The sequence below is a fragment of the Sulfuritalea sp. genome (assembly GCF_031426875.1).
Lineage (GTDB): Bacteria > Pseudomonadota > Gammaproteobacteria > Burkholderiales > Rhodocyclaceae > Sulfuritalea.
The window spans coordinates 139738-153808 of sequence record NZ_JASJPC010000028.1 but is presented as its reverse complement, the minus strand read 5'-3'; the positions used below and the strand labels follow the sequence as shown (position 1 = coordinate 153808).

The following is a 14071-nucleotide window of genomic DNA, read 5'->3' as shown; positions in this document are numbered from 1 at the left end:
CGGCTCAGGCCAGCCGCGGCAGTTTGAGGCCGCGGATGCGCTCCAGCTTGTTGGGGATGTCGTCGAGCAGGGCGGCGTGGCGCGGTCCGTGCCAACCGCCGATCAGGGTCACGGCTTCGCGCAGATGCGCGTTGCGACCGGCGCAGACCATCAGCAGGGTACCGGCGCTGGCCAGGTCGTTGAGCTGGCCCAGTTCGTCCTGGAGGCCGGCCAGGCGCTTGATGGCGGCGGCGCCGGTTTTCTCCGGCAGCATCGGCCCAAAAAACTCGATGGCATAGCGCAGGCGCTTGATGCCGATGCGCAGCTCGTGCAGCGAGGGCGGATAGTCGACGCGCGCGGCCGCGGCCAGGTCGAGGATATGCTTCAGCAGGCGGCGCAGACGGCGGTCGGCGAACTGCAGCAGGGTCGGCGCCGCAGCTTCATTCTCGGCTGTTTCGACGAAGGGCGCGCGCTGCAGCAGGCTGGCAGCGGTCAGCAGCAACTGGCCGTAGCCGGGTAGCCGCAGGCTGTGACGGATGGCGGCGCGCGCATCGTAAAGTCGGTTGGTGATGGCGCTGGCCAGGTCGGTCAGGCGCGGTTCGTCCGGCAAGGCGGCGGCAACCGGGGCGACGATCTCGGCCATCAGCACGTCAAGGTCGCGGGCCTGGCCCAGCGCGCGCATCAGTTCGCGCATCGGCGGCGCCAGCTGCGCGGCGAAGCCGGCCGGCAGTACCGGGCCGAACATGCGCAGCGCGGCGCGCAGGCGGCGCATCGCGACCCGCATCTGATGCACATACTCGGGGTCGTCGCCATGCACGGCGCCGGCGTGGTTGAGCTGCAGGTGCGACAGGCAATCCAGCGCGATCAGGCGGAAGGCTGCGAGCGGCGTGTCCCTTGCATCGAGCGGCACCGCGCCGGCCTTCACCGGCGCCGGCGGCGTATCGAGAAACAGCCGATAGCCGCGCTCGGCCTTGGACAAGAGTAGCGGCGGCAGCGCCAGATGTTGCGCCAGTTCGAGGGCCAGGGCGTACAGGCTGTCGACGCTGCCCGACAGCAGTTGCAGTTCGAGTTCGGAAATATTTTCGCGGCGGCCGCTGGAGGCAATCCAGCCGCGGTCGAGCTTGACCAAGATGCGGCTGCCGGGCTCCGGGTCGAGTTGCCAGACGGTGCGGCGCAGGTCGCTTTCGAATACGGCGGCAAGGCGGCCGGCGATCTTGTCGCGCTGCAGCCACTCGCGCAGTTCAGCGTCGTCGACGTGCGCGAAATCGAAGTGCTTGCGGTAGGGCGCCTGCCATTCCGGTCGCTGCGTCAGGCCGGCGTCGGACTCGTTCTGGCGCTTGACCGTCTGCTGCCACGCTGTGCCGTGCCGGCGCAAGCGCAGCAGGATGCCGGCGCGGCGCAGGGCCAGGCGCCCGGTGTCATAGTAGATGCTGACCAGATGGTGTTGCTCGCGGCTGCCCGCCCTGGCCAGGGCAGGATGCCGCTGCAGAACGCCGTGGCGATCTGCGGCGACTTCCAGCTTCAATGCGATTTGTTGAGCCATGGACTCGATGCCGGCGGGTAATTGCGTCCGAGTGTAGCTGCCGCAACGTTGAACAATCATTACAGCCGTATTGCGTTTCCGTTACAGGAGGCGGCCGCCTGCGTGAGTTCGTCGAGAGTTGGTGCTGGCGACACGGCGTGCGGCCGCCAGCATTTGGTCTTCATGATAAAAGTCCTTGTCTGCGACCCGGAATTGGCGTGCGGCATGGCTCGCATGGTGAGCCATGATCCGGGTAGACTTGCCATGTCAATTGGAACAGCCACCGCCGGAAGCGGAATGGAGTCGCAACGATGAACAACAAACAACTGCCTACGCTCGGCGCCAACTCGTTTGAGTCGATCAAGCAAACGAACGAGCATGGCGCCGAATACTGGAGCGCCCGCGATCTGCAATTCCTGCTGGGCTACAGCCAGTGGCGGCGCTTCGAGCAGGCAATTGAACGCGCCATAACATCTTGTCGGCAATCAGGAAATAAGCCCGCCTATCATTTTGCCGGCGTCGGCAAAATGATCGAACTCGGCAAGGGTGGCCAACGGGAGGTGGACGACTACCACCTCTCCCGCTTCGCCTGCTACCTCATCGCCCAGAACTGGATCAGCGCGATGCCGATGGGCTGCTGGGCGATGCCGGGGAGAACACAAATGACGATTGAAGTTCGGTAGATGGCGACTTCAAATATACGGGAATCGGTGGGTGAGCTTTGTCGGTGAGACAATGCGTAATCGACGAACAGAAAATCACGCATTCTCAGGGCACGAGTTGCTTCTCCAAAATTGAGGAACACGGGTAGGAAAATGACAAGTGCAGTCACCGGAATTCAGCCGACCGTTTTACGCTGGGCGCGCGAATCTCAAGGGTATTCCCTGGAGGATGTCGCACTCCATCTCAAGCGCGACATTGCCGAGATCGCTGCATGGGAATCCGGCGATGCCGCCCCCACGTATGCCCAGCTTGAGACTCTCGCCTACAGTCTCTACAAGCGGCCTTTGGCCGTCTTCTTCCTGCCCGCGCCGCCGCAGGAGATGAAGGTCAAGCAAGAGTTCCGTACCTTGCCCGACTTCGAGCTCGACCAACTGGCTGCCGATACCCGCTACCAGCTCCGTCTCGCCCATGCACACCAGATTTCGCTGAGGGAACTGAATGATGGCGTGAATCCGGCAACGCACAAGATATTCCGGGACATTCAGCTATCGGAAAAAGGCAATGTTCAAGAAGCGGCCGTCAGTATTCGTCAGTACCTCGGAATTTCGGTGGCGGCGCAAGCTGGCTGGAGTAACAGCGACGAAGCCCTGAAGGTTTGGCGCAACGCCGTGGAGGGCGTCGGAATTTTCATCTTCAAGCATTCCTTCAAGCAGAAATCCATCTCTGGCTTCTGCTTGGCCGAAGAAGAATTTCCGGTCATCTACCTGAACAATAGCACTGCCAAGACTCGCCAAATATTCAGTTTGTTCCATGAGTTGGCCCACCTCTTGTTGAAGGTCAATGCGATCTCGAAGTTCGACGACTCGTACATTCAGTACTTGCCACAGAACGAAAAGCGTATTGAGCAGTTTTGCAATGCACTGGCGGCGGAGTTTCTGATGCCATCGGCAGACTTCTCCGTTCAACTTGAGTCGCTGACCCAAATCAACGATTTGTCCATTCAGGCGTTGGCGCGGCGTTATCACGTCAGCCGCGAGGCCGTCTTGCGCCGGATTCTTGATCGCGGCCTGGTGCAGCAGAAGTACTACGAGGCCAAGGTTAAACAATGGGCAGATGAGTCCGAGAACGGAGGATCGGGTGGTGATTACTACGCTACTCAATCCACCTATCTGGGCGAGCGTTACCTGCAACTTGTCTTCAGCAAGCACTATCAGGGCAGACTGACCTTGGAGCAGGTCGCTGACTATCTGGGAGTCAGGACCAAGAGCGTGGCGGGTCTTGAAGCGATGATGCTGCGGAAGGCGGTGTCGGCATGAAATATGTGTTCGATACGGGCGCCTTCATCGTACTCAAGAACTATTACCCCACCACCTTTACCACCCTTTGGGGGCGTATTGACGCGCTGGCCGTGAATGGAACCATCGTTTCGGTCAGGGAAGTGTTCAACGAGCTGCATAACTACAACGATGTCGATTTCATTCAGGACTGGGCGAAGCAGCACAAGGCTATTTTTGCCAAGCCGTCCAATGACGAACTGCTGGTTGTACAGCAGATTCTTGCCATTCCCCATTTCCAGACATTGATAGGGAACAAGGCCATTTTGAAGGGTACGCCGGTAGCCGACCCATTTGTCGTTGCGGCAGGCAAGGTCATCAAGGATGCCACCGTGGTCACGCAGGAACGGTTGAAGCCCCAGGCGGCCAAGGTACCGAATGTCTGCAAGTACTTTGGCGTTCCTTGCATTGACCTCGAAACATTCATGGAACATCAGGGCTGGACGTTCTAGCATCGAAGAACTCACGAGGATTGGCAGGGATGTGCGGCCGAAGATTGATCCGTGTATTTTCTGGAAATCTTGGCGTGGAGCTATTACGCGAAGCAACAAGTTTGCATTGGCACGGCGATTCGACGTCGGCACTTGAGGCTGCCGAATGGCGGTGGGCAGACAGGCTGATCCAGCCGTTGCTACAGCCGCACGGTTTCCGCGCCGCAGATAATGCCGGTCTGCGGCAGTTCGTCGAGAGTTGGCGCTGGCGACACGGCGTGCGGCTGGGTTTCGGCCGGCAACGCGGCGGCGACGGGCTGCCAGGCGCGCACCAGTTCCAGGCGGCCGTCGTGGTGCTCGACGATGGCGGTGCAGCTATCGACCCAGTCGCCGCAATTGACATAGACCGTGCCGTCGACCGGACGGATCGCCGCGCTGTGGATGTGGCCGCAGATCACGCCGTCCAGGCCGCGCTCGCGCACGGCGTGGATCAGCGCATCCTCGAAGTCGAAGATGAAGGAAACGGCACGCTTGACGCGGGCCTTGGCGTAGCCGGCCAGCGACCAGTAGCCGGGGCGGCGCAACAGGCGGCGCAGCCGCGAGAGCCAGGCGTTGATGCGCACCAGCAGGTTGTAGCCGACGTCGCCGAGCACCGCCAGCCAGCGGTGGTAGCGCGTCACCTGGTCGAATTCGTCGCCGTGCAACAGCAGGTAGCGGCGGCCGTCGGCGGCAAGGTGGATGTGTTCGCAGCGCACCAGGATGTCGCCGAAGGACACGCCATCGTATTCGCGCATGGCTTCGTCGTGGTTGCCGGGAATCAGCATCACCTGCTCGCCGTGGCGGGCGCGGCGCAGGATTTTCTGTACCACGGTGTTCTGCGCCGGGGTCCAGTGGATGCCGCGGTTCATGGCCCAGAAGTCGATGATGTCGCCGATCAGGAACAGGTTCTCGCTCTCGTAGTCGCGCAGGAAGTCGAGCAGGCGTTCGGCCTGGCAGCCGCGGGTGCCGAGATGGACGTCGGAGATGAAAATGGAGCGGACCTTCATGGTTCGGCGATGAAGCGGTAGGCCGCTTCCCTGGCCGGCGGCGACACCGGCCGAGCGATGGCTTCGCGCAGCACGGCCAGCAGTTGTTCGTGGATGCGCTCCCAGTCGAGTGCGACGACGCTGCGGGGCGCCGCCAAGGCGGCACGGTGGCGGGCGCCGGGGCGCGTCACGAGGTCGAGCGCGGCGCGCACGAACTGGTCGCTGGCGCCGGGTTCGGCCAGCATGCCGTTGTCGCCGTGGCGTATCAGTTCGGCGGCGGCCGCCATGCGGTAGGCCACCACCGGCAGGCCGCTGGCCAGCGCTTCGAGGGTGACGTTGCCCCAGGTGTCGGTCATGCTCGGAAACAGGAACAGGTCGGCCGAGGCATAGTGCGCGGCGAGGTCTTCGCCGTGGCGCATGCCGGCATGGATGTAATCGGGATGGTCCCGCAGCAGCCGTGCCCGCGCCGGGCCGTCGCCGACCAGCAGCAGGCGCGACGTCGGGGCGTGGCGGCGGATTGCGGCGAAGCTGCTGAGCACCAGCGGCAGATTCTTTTCCGGCGCCAGGCGACCGACATGGGCCACCACCAGATCCTGGTCGCCGACCTGCCAGGCGGCGCGCAGGGCGGCGCTGCGGCGCGCCGGATTGAACAGGGCGGTATCGACGCCGCGGGCGACCACGCGGAGGTTGCGATAGCCGCGGCGCTGCAGATCGAGGCCGAGCCGGCGCGAGGGCACCAGGGTCATGCGGCTGCGATTGTGCAGGCGCTGCAGATGCTCGGCGATCAGGTCTTCCAGCCAGGCCAGGCCGTAATGCCGGCTGTAGCTGTGGAAGTTGGTGTGGAATTCCGAGACCACCGGGATGCCGAGTTCGCGCGCCGCGGCGATCGCCGAGCTGCCCAGCGGACCTTCGGTGACGACCTGGACCACGTCCGGCGGGTCGGCGCGCCACTGCCGGCGCAGCAGGCGCGGCGCCGGCAGGCCGAACTTGAGGCCGGCGTAACCGGGAATCGGCAGGCCGCGCACCAGCGTCGTGGTCAGCCCCGGGGCGACTGGCGGCGCGTCGCCGGCGTGCTGGCGCGGTCGCGTCAGGCTGACGCGATGGCCGCGCGCCAGCAGGCCCTGCACCATGCGGCCCAGCGTCATGGCCACGCCATTGACCTCGGGCGGGTAGGTTTCCGTGACCACGGCAACGTGGAGCGGGTCTGTCACTGGACTACCCTCCCCCCAGCCCCCTCGCCAAGCGAGGGGGTGACTATGGTTCGCCGCAGTGCGGCTCCGTGTGATGGCTGGCGCCCCTTCGGGCGGCCGTGCGGGGCGCTCACGCCAGCAGCACCAGCGACCACGTCGTCACCACGTTGATCAGCGCGATCAGCACGGCCGCGCTGCCGATGTCCTTGGCGCGCTTGGAGAGCCGGTGCCGATCCAGCGAAATGCGGTCGATGGCGGCTTCGACCGCCGAGTTGAGCAGCTCGACGATGAGCACCAGCAGGACGCTGCCGATCATCAGCGCCTTGCCGAAGCCGGGCACCGACATGAACAGTGCGAGCGGGATCAGCAGCGTCGCCAGCAGGCTTTCCTGGCGGAAGGCATCTTCGTTGCGATAAGCCGCGCGCAGCCCCGACAGCGAGTAGCTGAAGGCGTTCCAGATGCGGCGCAGCCCGGTCTGGCCCTTGAACGGGCTCTCTTCAATGGCGGGTTCTGTATTCATCGGCCGGTGGACACGGGCTGCTGGCAGTCGACGGCGCGCGGCGTGCGCAGCAGTTGGCGATACAGCGTGGCGAGCCGGGCGCCTTGCGCCGTGGCATCCCACTCGCGGGCGAAGGCGATGCCCTCGCCACTCATCGCGGCCAGTTGGGCCGGACGTCCGAGCAGGTCGACCAGTTGTGCGGCAAAGGCCTCGGGCGTGTCGGCGGCGGCGATCGCGCCGCGCCGGGGCAGGATGATTTCGGCGGCGCCCAGGGCCGCAATGGCCAGTACCGGCAGGCCGGCCGCCATGGCTTCGAGCAGCACCAGGCCCTGGGTTTCGGTGTGCGAGGCGAAGGTGAATACGTCGGCGGCGGCGTAGCAGTCGCGCAGGCCGCCCTCGCGCGGCAGGTAGCCGACGAAACGCACATGGTCCGCGATCCCCAGCGCCGCGGCCTGGCGACGCAAGGCCGGCAATGCCGGTCCTTCGCCGGCGATCACCAGCATCAGTGCGGGCCGCTGGCGGCGTGCGACGGCCAGCATTTCAAGCAGGAAGCCGATGTTCTTCTCATGCGCGGCGCGACCGACGAAGAGCGCAATCTCGCATTCCGGCCCTATGCCCCAGGTCTGGCGAAAGCGTTTGCCATCGCCGCGCAGGAACTGGGATTCCGGCAAGCCGGTGGGAATCACATGCAGCGGCGCGGCAACGCCATAGTCGCGCAGGGTGGCGGCCATCGGTTGCGAGGGCACGACGATGGCATCGAGCGCATTGCACTGATGGCGAGCCAGGCAGCGCGCCGCGTAACGCAGCGCGCTGCGCGGCAGGAAGCGGATGTAATGGAACAGATATTCCTCGAAGTGCGTGTGATAGGTCGCGATGCATGGAATACCCCGCGCCCGGGCCAGGCGCAGTCCGGCGTAGTGCGCGGCGAAGGGCGTCTGCACATGCACCAGATCGACGTCGCAAGAGTAGGCGTTGGCGAGACGGCGATCGAGTTGCGCGAGGTGGCTCCAGCGCATGAGGCGGTCTTCCGGATCCAGCGGCACGGCGCGCGACGGCAGGCGCTGAATGTCCTCATCGGCATCGGCTTCGCTATTCGTCCCCGGGTAGTCGGGCGCCACGATGGTGACCCGCACGCCGAGGCGCGCCAGAGTGGTACGGAAGGTCTGGATCGAGGTCGAGACCCCGTTGATGCGCGGAAAATAGACGTCGCTGATCATCAACACATGCATGCGGCGGCTTTCGCGCGCTGCTGCGAAAATCCCGCCCAGACTCATTGACCTTCCCCCCATCCCCCTTCCCAGGGAAGGGGGTGACTCAGGTTCATCCCGCAACAGGCGCCGGGATTCCACATTGTTGGCTGCGCCCGCCTTGGGGCGGCCCGGCGGCGGGCGTTCATGCCGCCGGCTTGACGAAGTGGCGCATGTAACGCGGGTTCATGCGCGACATCGGCAACAACAGGAGCAGGTCGGCGGTGTTGAAGTCGGGATCCCAGGCCGGCTCACCGCAGACCCAGGCGCCGAGGCGCAGGTAACCCTTGATCAGCGGCGGTACCAGGGCCGGCTGGCCATTCCAGAGCCGTTCGAAGGGCAGCCCGTGCTGGGGAAACACGCGGTATTCCGCCGGCGCCATGTAGTCGGGTGCGATCTGCATGAACAGGTTGGCGGCATTGTGTCCGCCGTCGGCCATGCCGATCGAGGCGCAGCCGATCAGGTAGTCGTAGTTGTTGCTCACCATGTAGTTGGCCAGACCGGCCCAGAGCAGGGTGATCGCCGCGCCGCTGCGATGCTCGGGGTGGATGCAGGAACGGCCGACTTCCACCATGCGGCCGCGCAGGTTCTGCAGCCGGTTGATGTAGAACTCGTTCTCCGAGTAGTAGTTGCCGATCCGGCGCGCGGCCGTCGGCGACAGGATGCGGTAGGTACCGACGATGCGGTCGGCCTGGCTTTCGCGCACGATCAGGTGTTCGCAGAACGGGTCGTAGTGATCGATGTCGTGGTGGGGCAGGCGCGAGTGGATGCGGGCGCCGAGTTCCTCGACGAATACTTTGTAGCGCAGGCGCTGCGCCTCGCGGACTTCCTCTTCGCTGTGCGCCAGCGCAACCGTGTAAGCGGGGTGCTGGCCGGCTGCGGTGCCGGTTTCGATGCCTTGTTTTTGCATGGCGTTCTCCTGTTTTTGTTTCGGGGTCGCCAGCATTGTCGGGAGCCTGGGTTACCGCTTGATTGCCGCTTCGTTACGCGGGGATTGCACGGCATTCGCGGTGCCGGGGCGCGCCAGCGCAGCCGCCACCGCCTGGTGGGCGCGGTGCGCGAGATGGCGGCGATCGGCCAGCGGCGGGGCGAAGCTGGCCGCCAGCGCGACATGCACGACCAGGCCGCCGGCCTCAAGCACGCTGATCAGGCAGCTCATCAGGCTGATGTCGTCGATGTAGGCCGGCGCCGCGGAGCGCAGGCCATCGGCCCCGTGGTAGCTGAGCGCGAGCACGTGCAGCGGCACGGCGGCGTCGATCGCGCTTTGGAACAGGGCGGCGTGGAAGGGCAGCAGGCGCTCGCCGGCAGTGGTGGTGCCTTCCGGAAAGACCACCAGGCGCGTGCCGGCGCTCAATGCCGCTTGCATGTTGCGCCGGGTGTCGTGCGCCGCCTTGCGGCTGCCGCGTTCGATGAACACCGTGTCGTTGCGGCGGCTGAGCCAGCCGATCAGCGGCCATTGCGCGATATCGCTCTTGGCGACGAAGCCCGACGGCAGCAGGGCGTTGAGGACGAAGATATCGATGAAGGAAACGTGGTTGCAGACCAGCAGGCCGTTCTCGATGCGGTCCAGGCCGCCGCCAGCCGCTTCGATGCGGATGCCAAGCAGCGCCAGCAGTTGCCGCGACCAGGCGCGTTTCAGGCGCTGCCGCACGGCGCTGCCGGCCAAGGGAAACAGCAGGCCGACCTGGAGCGCGGCGGAGACCAGGTGAAGTCCGATCAGCAGCAGGCGCAGGCTTGGAAACAGGGGAAAGGGCCGCATCGGTCGAGGATAGGATGGCCCGGTTACAGGGGCATGACTTCCAGGCGCAGGGAAACAATTTCCCTTCAGGCTGAAACGATTTCACGGCGCTGTAACATTCGCTGCCTAGACTGCGGGCTTCCATTTCGCAAGCACAAAGGAGTCTATTAATGAAATCCCTGAAAATTGCTGCCGTCGTCGCCGGTGTCTTCGCCACCGCTGCCGTTCATGCCCAGGCGCTGATCAAGATCGACGGCTCCTCGACCGTGTTTCCCGTTACCGAGGCGGTGGCCGAGGATTTCCAGAAGGCCAAGAAGGGCAGCGTCCGCGTTACCGTCGGCATTTCCGGCACGGGCGGCGGCTTCAAGAAGTTCTGCCGCGGCGAGACCGACATCTCCGACGCTTCGCGCCCGATCCTGAAGAAGGAAATGGAAGACTGCGCCAAGGCCGGCATCAAGTACATCGAATTGCCGGTGGCCTTCGACGCGTTGACCGTCGTGGTGAATCCGAAGAACACCTTCATCAGCCAGCTCACGGTCGCCGAACTCAAGAAGATGTGGGAGCCGGCCGCCCAGGGCAAGGTCCTGAAGTGGAAGGACGTCAACCCGGCCTGGCCCGATGCCCCGCTCAAGCTCTTCGGCCCCGGCGCCGATTCCGGCACCTTCGACTACTTCACCGAAGCCATCAACGGCAAGTCGAAGTCCAGCCGCGGCGACTTCACCGCCTCGGAAGACGACAACGTGCTGGTGCAGGGCGTCTCGCGCGACAACAATGCGCTGGGCTTCTTCGGCTTCGCCTACTACGACGAAAACAAGGGCAAGCTGAAGGCGGTGCAGATCGTCAATCCCAAGGGCAAGGCCGTCACGCCCTCGCTGGAGGCCGTGATGGCCGGCGAATACGAGCCGCTGGCGCGCCCGATTTTCATCTATGTCAGCGCCAAGTCCATGGATCGCCCCGAGATCAAGGAATTCGTCGAGTTCTACCTCAAGCATGGCGCCAAACTGGCCAAGGAAGTCAAGTACGTGCCGCTGGGCGCTGCCGATTACAAGCATGCGCTGGACAACTTCAGCAAGAAGAAGACCGGCACCGGGTTCGGCGGCGAGGCCGAGGTCGGGGTCAAGGTGGCCGACCTGTTGAAGCGCAATCCCAAGGAGTAAGCTTCCGCGACCGGTCTGGGCGGACGTTGCCGGCAAGGCGGCGTCCGCCTTGATCGATGCGCGCCTTTATAATCGCGCACAGCCCTGAATCGAACCCTCCCGGAATCCAGTAATGACCGCCAGCGCAGTCCTGCCTTCTCACCACGGGGCGCCGTCCACGTCGATCGGGAACGGCGTCAGCGACCGGCTGCGCAAGAAGGCCTCGCGTCACGTCAAGGAACGCATCATCGAGGCCCTGCTGTTCAGCGCCGCGGCTTTCTCGGTGTTCGTCACGGTGGCCATCGTGTACGTGCTGGTCAAGGAATCCTGGGTGTTCTTTCAGACCGTGCCGCTGTCGGATTTTCTCTTCGACACGCAATGGACGCCGCTGTTCGACGACGCCCACTACGGCATCATGGTGCTGCTCTCGGGCACCCTGACCAGTTCCGGCGTGGCCCTGCTGGTGGCGATTCCGCTGGGCACCATCATTGCGATCTACCTGTCCGAGTTCGCCGGCTTCAAGCTGCGCGAGATCGCCAAGCCTTTCCTCGAACTGCTGGGCGGCGTACCGACCATCGTCTATGGCTACTTCGCGCTGACCTTCCTGACGCCGATCCTGCAAAAGATCTACCCCGACCTGCCGGGTTTCAACCTGCTGTCGGCCGGCCTCGTCATGGGCATCATGATCATTCCCTACGTCGCCTCGCTGTCGGAAGACGCCATGCGCGCGGTGCCGATGGCGCTGCGCGAAGGCTCCTACGCCATGGGCGCGACGCGGCTGCAGACCGCGCTCTGGGTGGTGACGCCGGCGGCGACCTCGGGCATCGCCTCGGCCTACATCCTCGGCATTTCGCGTGCGGTCGGCGAAACCATGATCCTCGCCGTGGCGGCCGGCATGCAACCGAACCTGACCTTCAACCCTACCGAGCCGGGTGCGACCATCACCTCCTACATCGTGCAGGTGGCGTTGGGCGACCTGCCGCACGGTTCGATCGGCTACCAGACCATCTTCGCCGCCGGCCTCACCCTGCTGCTGATGACGCTGGCCTTCAACCTGCTCGGCTACTGGCTGCGCAAGCGTTTCCGCGAGGTGTATTGAGATGGTCAATGCCGCCGATCCCAACGCCATTCGCGCCGTTCGCGTCATCATCGCGCGGGCCAAGCGCTGGGATATGTTCTTCGCCATGCTCGGCATACTTTCCCTGATGGTGGGCGTGCTGACCTTCAGCGTGCTGTTCCTCGACATGGCGATCCAGGGCGTGCCGCGCCTGGATCTGGAATTCTTCACCTCCTTTCCCTCGCGCCGCGCGGCCAATGCCGGCATCCTCTCGGCCTGGGTCGGCACCGTGCTGGTGATGCTGGTGACGGCGCTGGCCGCCGTGCCGCTGGGCGTCGCGGCTGGCGTCTATCTGGAGGAATACGCGCCGAAGAACTGGATCACCGACATCATCGAAATCAACATCAGCAACCTGGCCGGCATTCCTTCCATCGTCTATGGCCTGCTGGCCCTGGGGCTGTTCGTGTATTACTTCGGCTTCGGCCAGAGCATCCTCTCCGCCGGCCTGACGCTGGCGCTGTTGATCCTGCCGGTGATCATCGTCGCCACGCGCGAAGCCATCCGCGCCATTCCGCAATCGATCCACGAAGGGTCCTACGCCTGCGGCGCGACCACCTGGCAAACGGTGCGCGACCACATCCTGCCGTATTCCTCGGCCGGGATACTCACCGGCGTGATCATCGGCATGGCGCGCGCCATCGGCGAGACGGCGCCCATCATCACCATCGGCGCGCTGACCTTCATCGCCTTCCTGCCCACGGCGCCCTTCACCGGCGAGCCGCCAGCCGGCCTGTTCGACTGGATCTTCGCGCCCTTCACGGTGATGCCGATCCAGATGTTCAACTGGACCTCGCGGCCCGAGGCGGCCTTCACGGTCAATGCCGCGGCGGCCGGCTTCGTCCTCGTCTTCATGACCCTGGCCATGAACGGCCTGGCGATCTACGTGCGCTATCGTCTGCGCAAGAACATCAAGTGGTAAATACCATGCAAATACCCGTTGGACTCGAAGCCGGTGTCGAGGGCGCCGTGCTCAAGGCGGATGTCCGCGAACTGGACTTCTATTACGGCGCCTTCCATGCGCTGAAACGGGTCTCGATGCCGATCCACGACCATATGGTCACCTCGCTGATCGGCCCCTCCGGTTGCGGCAAGTCGACGCTGCTGCGCTGCTTCAATCGCATGCACGACCTGTATCCGGGCAACCGCTATGCCGGCGGCGGCATCGTGCTGTATCCGGACAACACCAACCTGCTGGCGCCCGAGGTCGATCCGATCGAAGTGCGCATGCGCATCAGCATGGTGTTCCAGAAGCCGAACCCCTTCCCCAAGTCGATCTACGAGAACGTCGCCTACAGCCTGCGCGTGCGCGGCATGCGCAACAAGAACGAACTCGACGACCGCGTCGAATCGGCGCTGAAGGGCGCTGCGCTGTGGAACGAAGTCAGCAACCGGCTCAAGGAACTCGGCGCCAACCTCTCCGGCGGCCAGCAGCAGCGCCTGTGCATCGCGCGCGCCCTGGCCTCCGACCCCGAGATCATCCTGTTCGACGAACCGACCTCGGCCCTCGATCCGATCGCCACCGCGAGCATCGAGGAGCTGATCATCGAACTGAAGGAAAAGGTCACCATCCTCATCGTCACCCACAACATGCAGCAGGCCGCGCGCATCTCCGATTTCACCGCCTACATGTATCTAGGCGAGATGGTCGAATTCGGCGTCACCGACCAGTTGTTCATCAAGCCGCAGAAGAAGGCGACCGAGGACTACATCACGGGAAGGTTCGGCTGAAGCTTCCCGCGATGTAGCGGCGCAGGCTAACGCGAGCGTAGCGAGGGTTACGGCGCGAAACGCCGGCCGGAGCCACTACCGGGAAGGCAGGTTCGGCTAGCCCTGTGCTGGCGAAATAGCCGTTCCCTTTTGGGGCAGGGTGGGCGGCCTGTAGGGCGGACCGTAGGGCGGACTTCAGTCCGCCATCCACTCCGGCTGGCTGAAGCCAGCCCCACAGTGTTGCGAAGCAAACCACCAAGAGTTGGCGCTGGCGGTACGGCGGATATTCGGCCGCGGCAGCCGTGGGTGATGTGTGGGATGGCCTGCCGTTTTGTGCCCGAATGAGACTGATGACATGTTCATGGGCGATGGCGGCTTACCAGCCATCAAACGGCCGCTCACCACAATCTTGCTTTCAGCGGGAGTTTGGCCTTTGCCGCCGGCGGCACTCGACTTTCCCTACGTCAGCAACACGACAGTGAG

Annotated in this window: 14 protein-coding genes; 7 read left to right on the top strand and 7 right to left on the bottom strand. The window is 64.4% G+C overall.

Annotated features, from left to right (window positions below):
- Positions 1-4 precede the first annotated feature (4 nt).
- Entirely contained in the window at positions 5-1522 is a 1518-nt protein-coding gene (locus RMO95_RS13585) for a CYTH and CHAD domain-containing protein (RefSeq protein ID WP_310451170.1), read from the bottom strand.
- A 290-nt stretch (positions 1523-1812) separates the two neighbouring features.
- On the opposite strand from RMO95_RS13585, the gene RMO95_RS13580 reads away from it, so the two are divergent.
- From RMO95_RS13580 to RMO95_RS13570, 3 genes are all read left to right on the top strand, one after another.
- Positions 1813-2184 (top strand): BRO family protein, encoded by a 372-nt coding sequence (locus RMO95_RS13580; RefSeq protein WP_310451169.1) that lies wholly within the window; start codon positions 1813-1815, stop codon positions 2182-2184.
- Positions 2185-2316: 132 nt separating this feature from the next.
- Entirely contained in the window at positions 2317-3480 is a 1164-nt protein-coding gene (locus tag RMO95_RS13575) for an ImmA/IrrE family metallo-endopeptidase (protein WP_310451168.1), read from the top strand.
- Positions 3477-3950: a PIN domain-containing protein gene (locus tag RMO95_RS13570; RefSeq protein WP_310451167.1), complete on the top strand. Its 474-nt coding sequence runs from the start codon at positions 3477-3479 to the stop codon at positions 3948-3950. The genes RMO95_RS13575 and RMO95_RS13570 overlap by 4 nt, the downstream gene beginning before the upstream one ends.
- Positions 3951-4129: 179 nt before the next feature.
- Here the strand turns inward: RMO95_RS13570 and RMO95_RS13565 are convergent, their stop codons facing one another.
- The 6 genes from RMO95_RS13565 to RMO95_RS13540 all read right to left on the bottom strand — a co-directional run bounded on the left by RMO95_RS13565 (position 4130) and on the right by RMO95_RS13540 (position 9649).
- Entirely contained in the window at positions 4130-4975 is an 846-nt protein-coding gene (locus RMO95_RS13565; protein WP_310451166.1) for a UDP-2,3-diacylglucosamine diphosphatase, read from the bottom strand.
- On the bottom strand, positions 4972-6165 hold the full coding sequence (locus tag RMO95_RS13560; protein WP_310451165.1) for a glycosyltransferase family 1 protein: 1194 nt from the start codon (positions 6163-6165) through the stop codon (positions 4972-4974). The genes RMO95_RS13565 and RMO95_RS13560 overlap by 4 nt, the downstream gene beginning before the upstream one ends.
- 109 nt (positions 6166-6274) lie before the next feature.
- Positions 6275-6664 (bottom strand): diacylglycerol kinase, encoded by a 390-nt coding sequence (locus RMO95_RS13555; protein WP_310451164.1) that lies wholly within the window; start codon positions 6662-6664, stop codon positions 6275-6277.
- A complete protein-coding gene (locus RMO95_RS13550) occupies positions 6661-7917 on the bottom strand; it encodes a glycosyltransferase (protein WP_310451163.1) in 1257 nt (418 codons plus the stop codon). The genes RMO95_RS13555 and RMO95_RS13550 overlap by 4 nt, the downstream gene beginning before the upstream one ends.
- Positions 7918-8035: 118 nt before the next feature.
- Positions 8036-8800 (bottom strand): GNAT family N-acetyltransferase, encoded by a 765-nt coding sequence (locus RMO95_RS13545; RefSeq protein WP_310451162.1) that lies wholly within the window; start codon positions 8798-8800, stop codon positions 8036-8038.
- Positions 8801-8851: 51 nt separating this feature from the next.
- Positions 8852-9649, bottom strand: coding sequence for a lysophospholipid acyltransferase family protein (locus RMO95_RS13540; RefSeq protein WP_310451161.1), 798 nt, complete (start codon positions 9647-9649; stop codon positions 8852-8854).
- Positions 9650-9798: 149 nt separating this feature from the next.
- On the opposite strand from RMO95_RS13540, the gene RMO95_RS13535 reads away from it, so the two are divergent.
- The 4 genes from RMO95_RS13535 (at position 9799) to pstB (ending at position 13609) form a co-directional block, all read left to right on the top strand.
- Positions 9799-10785 carry a PstS family phosphate ABC transporter substrate-binding protein gene (locus tag RMO95_RS13535; RefSeq protein ID WP_310451160.1) on the top strand — a complete coding sequence of 329 codons (987 nt, stop codon included), beginning with the start codon at positions 9799-9801 and terminating at the stop codon, positions 10783-10785.
- 112 nt (positions 10786-10897) lie between these two features.
- A complete protein-coding gene (gene pstC / locus RMO95_RS13530; RefSeq protein WP_310451159.1) occupies positions 10898-11863 on the top strand; it encodes a phosphate ABC transporter permease subunit PstC in 966 nt (321 codons plus the stop codon).
- A 1-nt stretch (position 11864) separates the two neighbouring features.
- Positions 11865-12800, top strand: a complete 936-nt coding sequence (pstA, locus tag RMO95_RS13525; protein WP_310451158.1) for a phosphate ABC transporter permease PstA — start codon at positions 11865-11867, stop codon at positions 12798-12800.
- Between the two features lie 5 nt (positions 12801-12805).
- Positions 12806-13609 carry a phosphate ABC transporter ATP-binding protein PstB gene (pstB, locus tag RMO95_RS13520; RefSeq protein ID WP_310451157.1) on the top strand — a complete coding sequence of 268 codons (804 nt, stop codon included), beginning with the start codon at positions 12806-12808 and terminating at the stop codon, positions 13607-13609.
- The last annotated feature ends 462 nt before the right edge of the window (positions 13610-14071 follow it).

Excerpts from the sequence above, each read along its gene's own strand:
- RMO95_RS13585 (WP_310451170.1), bottom strand. The coding sequence starts at position 1,522 with ATGGCTCAACAAATCGCATTGAAGCTGGAAGTCGCCGCAGATCGCCAC.
- RMO95_RS13580 (WP_310451169.1), top strand. The coding sequence starts at position 1,813 with ATGAACAACAAACAACTGCCTACGCTCGGCGCCAACTCGTTTGAGTCG.
- RMO95_RS13575 (WP_310451168.1), top strand. The coding sequence starts at position 2,317 with ATGACAAGTGCAGTCACCGGAATTCAGCCGACCGTTTTACGCTGGGCG.
- RMO95_RS13570 (WP_310451167.1), top strand. The coding sequence starts at position 3,477 with ATGAAATATGTGTTCGATACGGGCGCCTTCATCGTACTCAAGAACTAT.
- RMO95_RS13565 (WP_310451166.1), bottom strand. The coding sequence starts at position 4,975 with ATGAAGGTCCGCTCCATTTTCATCTCCGACGTCCATCTCGGCACCCGC.
- RMO95_RS13555 (WP_310451164.1), bottom strand. The coding sequence starts at position 6,664 with ATGAATACAGAACCCGCCATTGAAGAGAGCCCGTTCAAGGGCCAGACC.
- RMO95_RS13550 (WP_310451163.1), bottom strand. The coding sequence starts at position 7,917 with ATGAGTCTGGGCGGGATTTTCGCAGCAGCGCGCGAAAGCCGCCGCATG.
- RMO95_RS13545 (WP_310451162.1), bottom strand. The coding sequence starts at position 8,800 with ATGCAAAAACAAGGCATCGAAACCGGCACCGCAGCCGGCCAGCACCCC.
- RMO95_RS13540 (WP_310451161.1), bottom strand. The coding sequence starts at position 9,649 with ATGCGGCCCTTTCCCCTGTTTCCAAGCCTGCGCCTGCTGCTGATCGGA.
- RMO95_RS13535 (WP_310451160.1), top strand. The coding sequence starts at position 9,799 with ATGAAATCCCTGAAAATTGCTGCCGTCGTCGCCGGTGTCTTCGCCACC.
- pstC (WP_310451159.1), top strand. The coding sequence starts at position 10,898 with ATGACCGCCAGCGCAGTCCTGCCTTCTCACCACGGGGCGCCGTCCACG.
- pstA (WP_310451158.1), top strand. The coding sequence starts at position 11,865 with ATGGTCAATGCCGCCGATCCCAACGCCATTCGCGCCGTTCGCGTCATC.
- pstB (WP_310451157.1), top strand. The coding sequence starts at position 12,806 with ATGCAAATACCCGTTGGACTCGAAGCCGGTGTCGAGGGCGCCGTGCTC.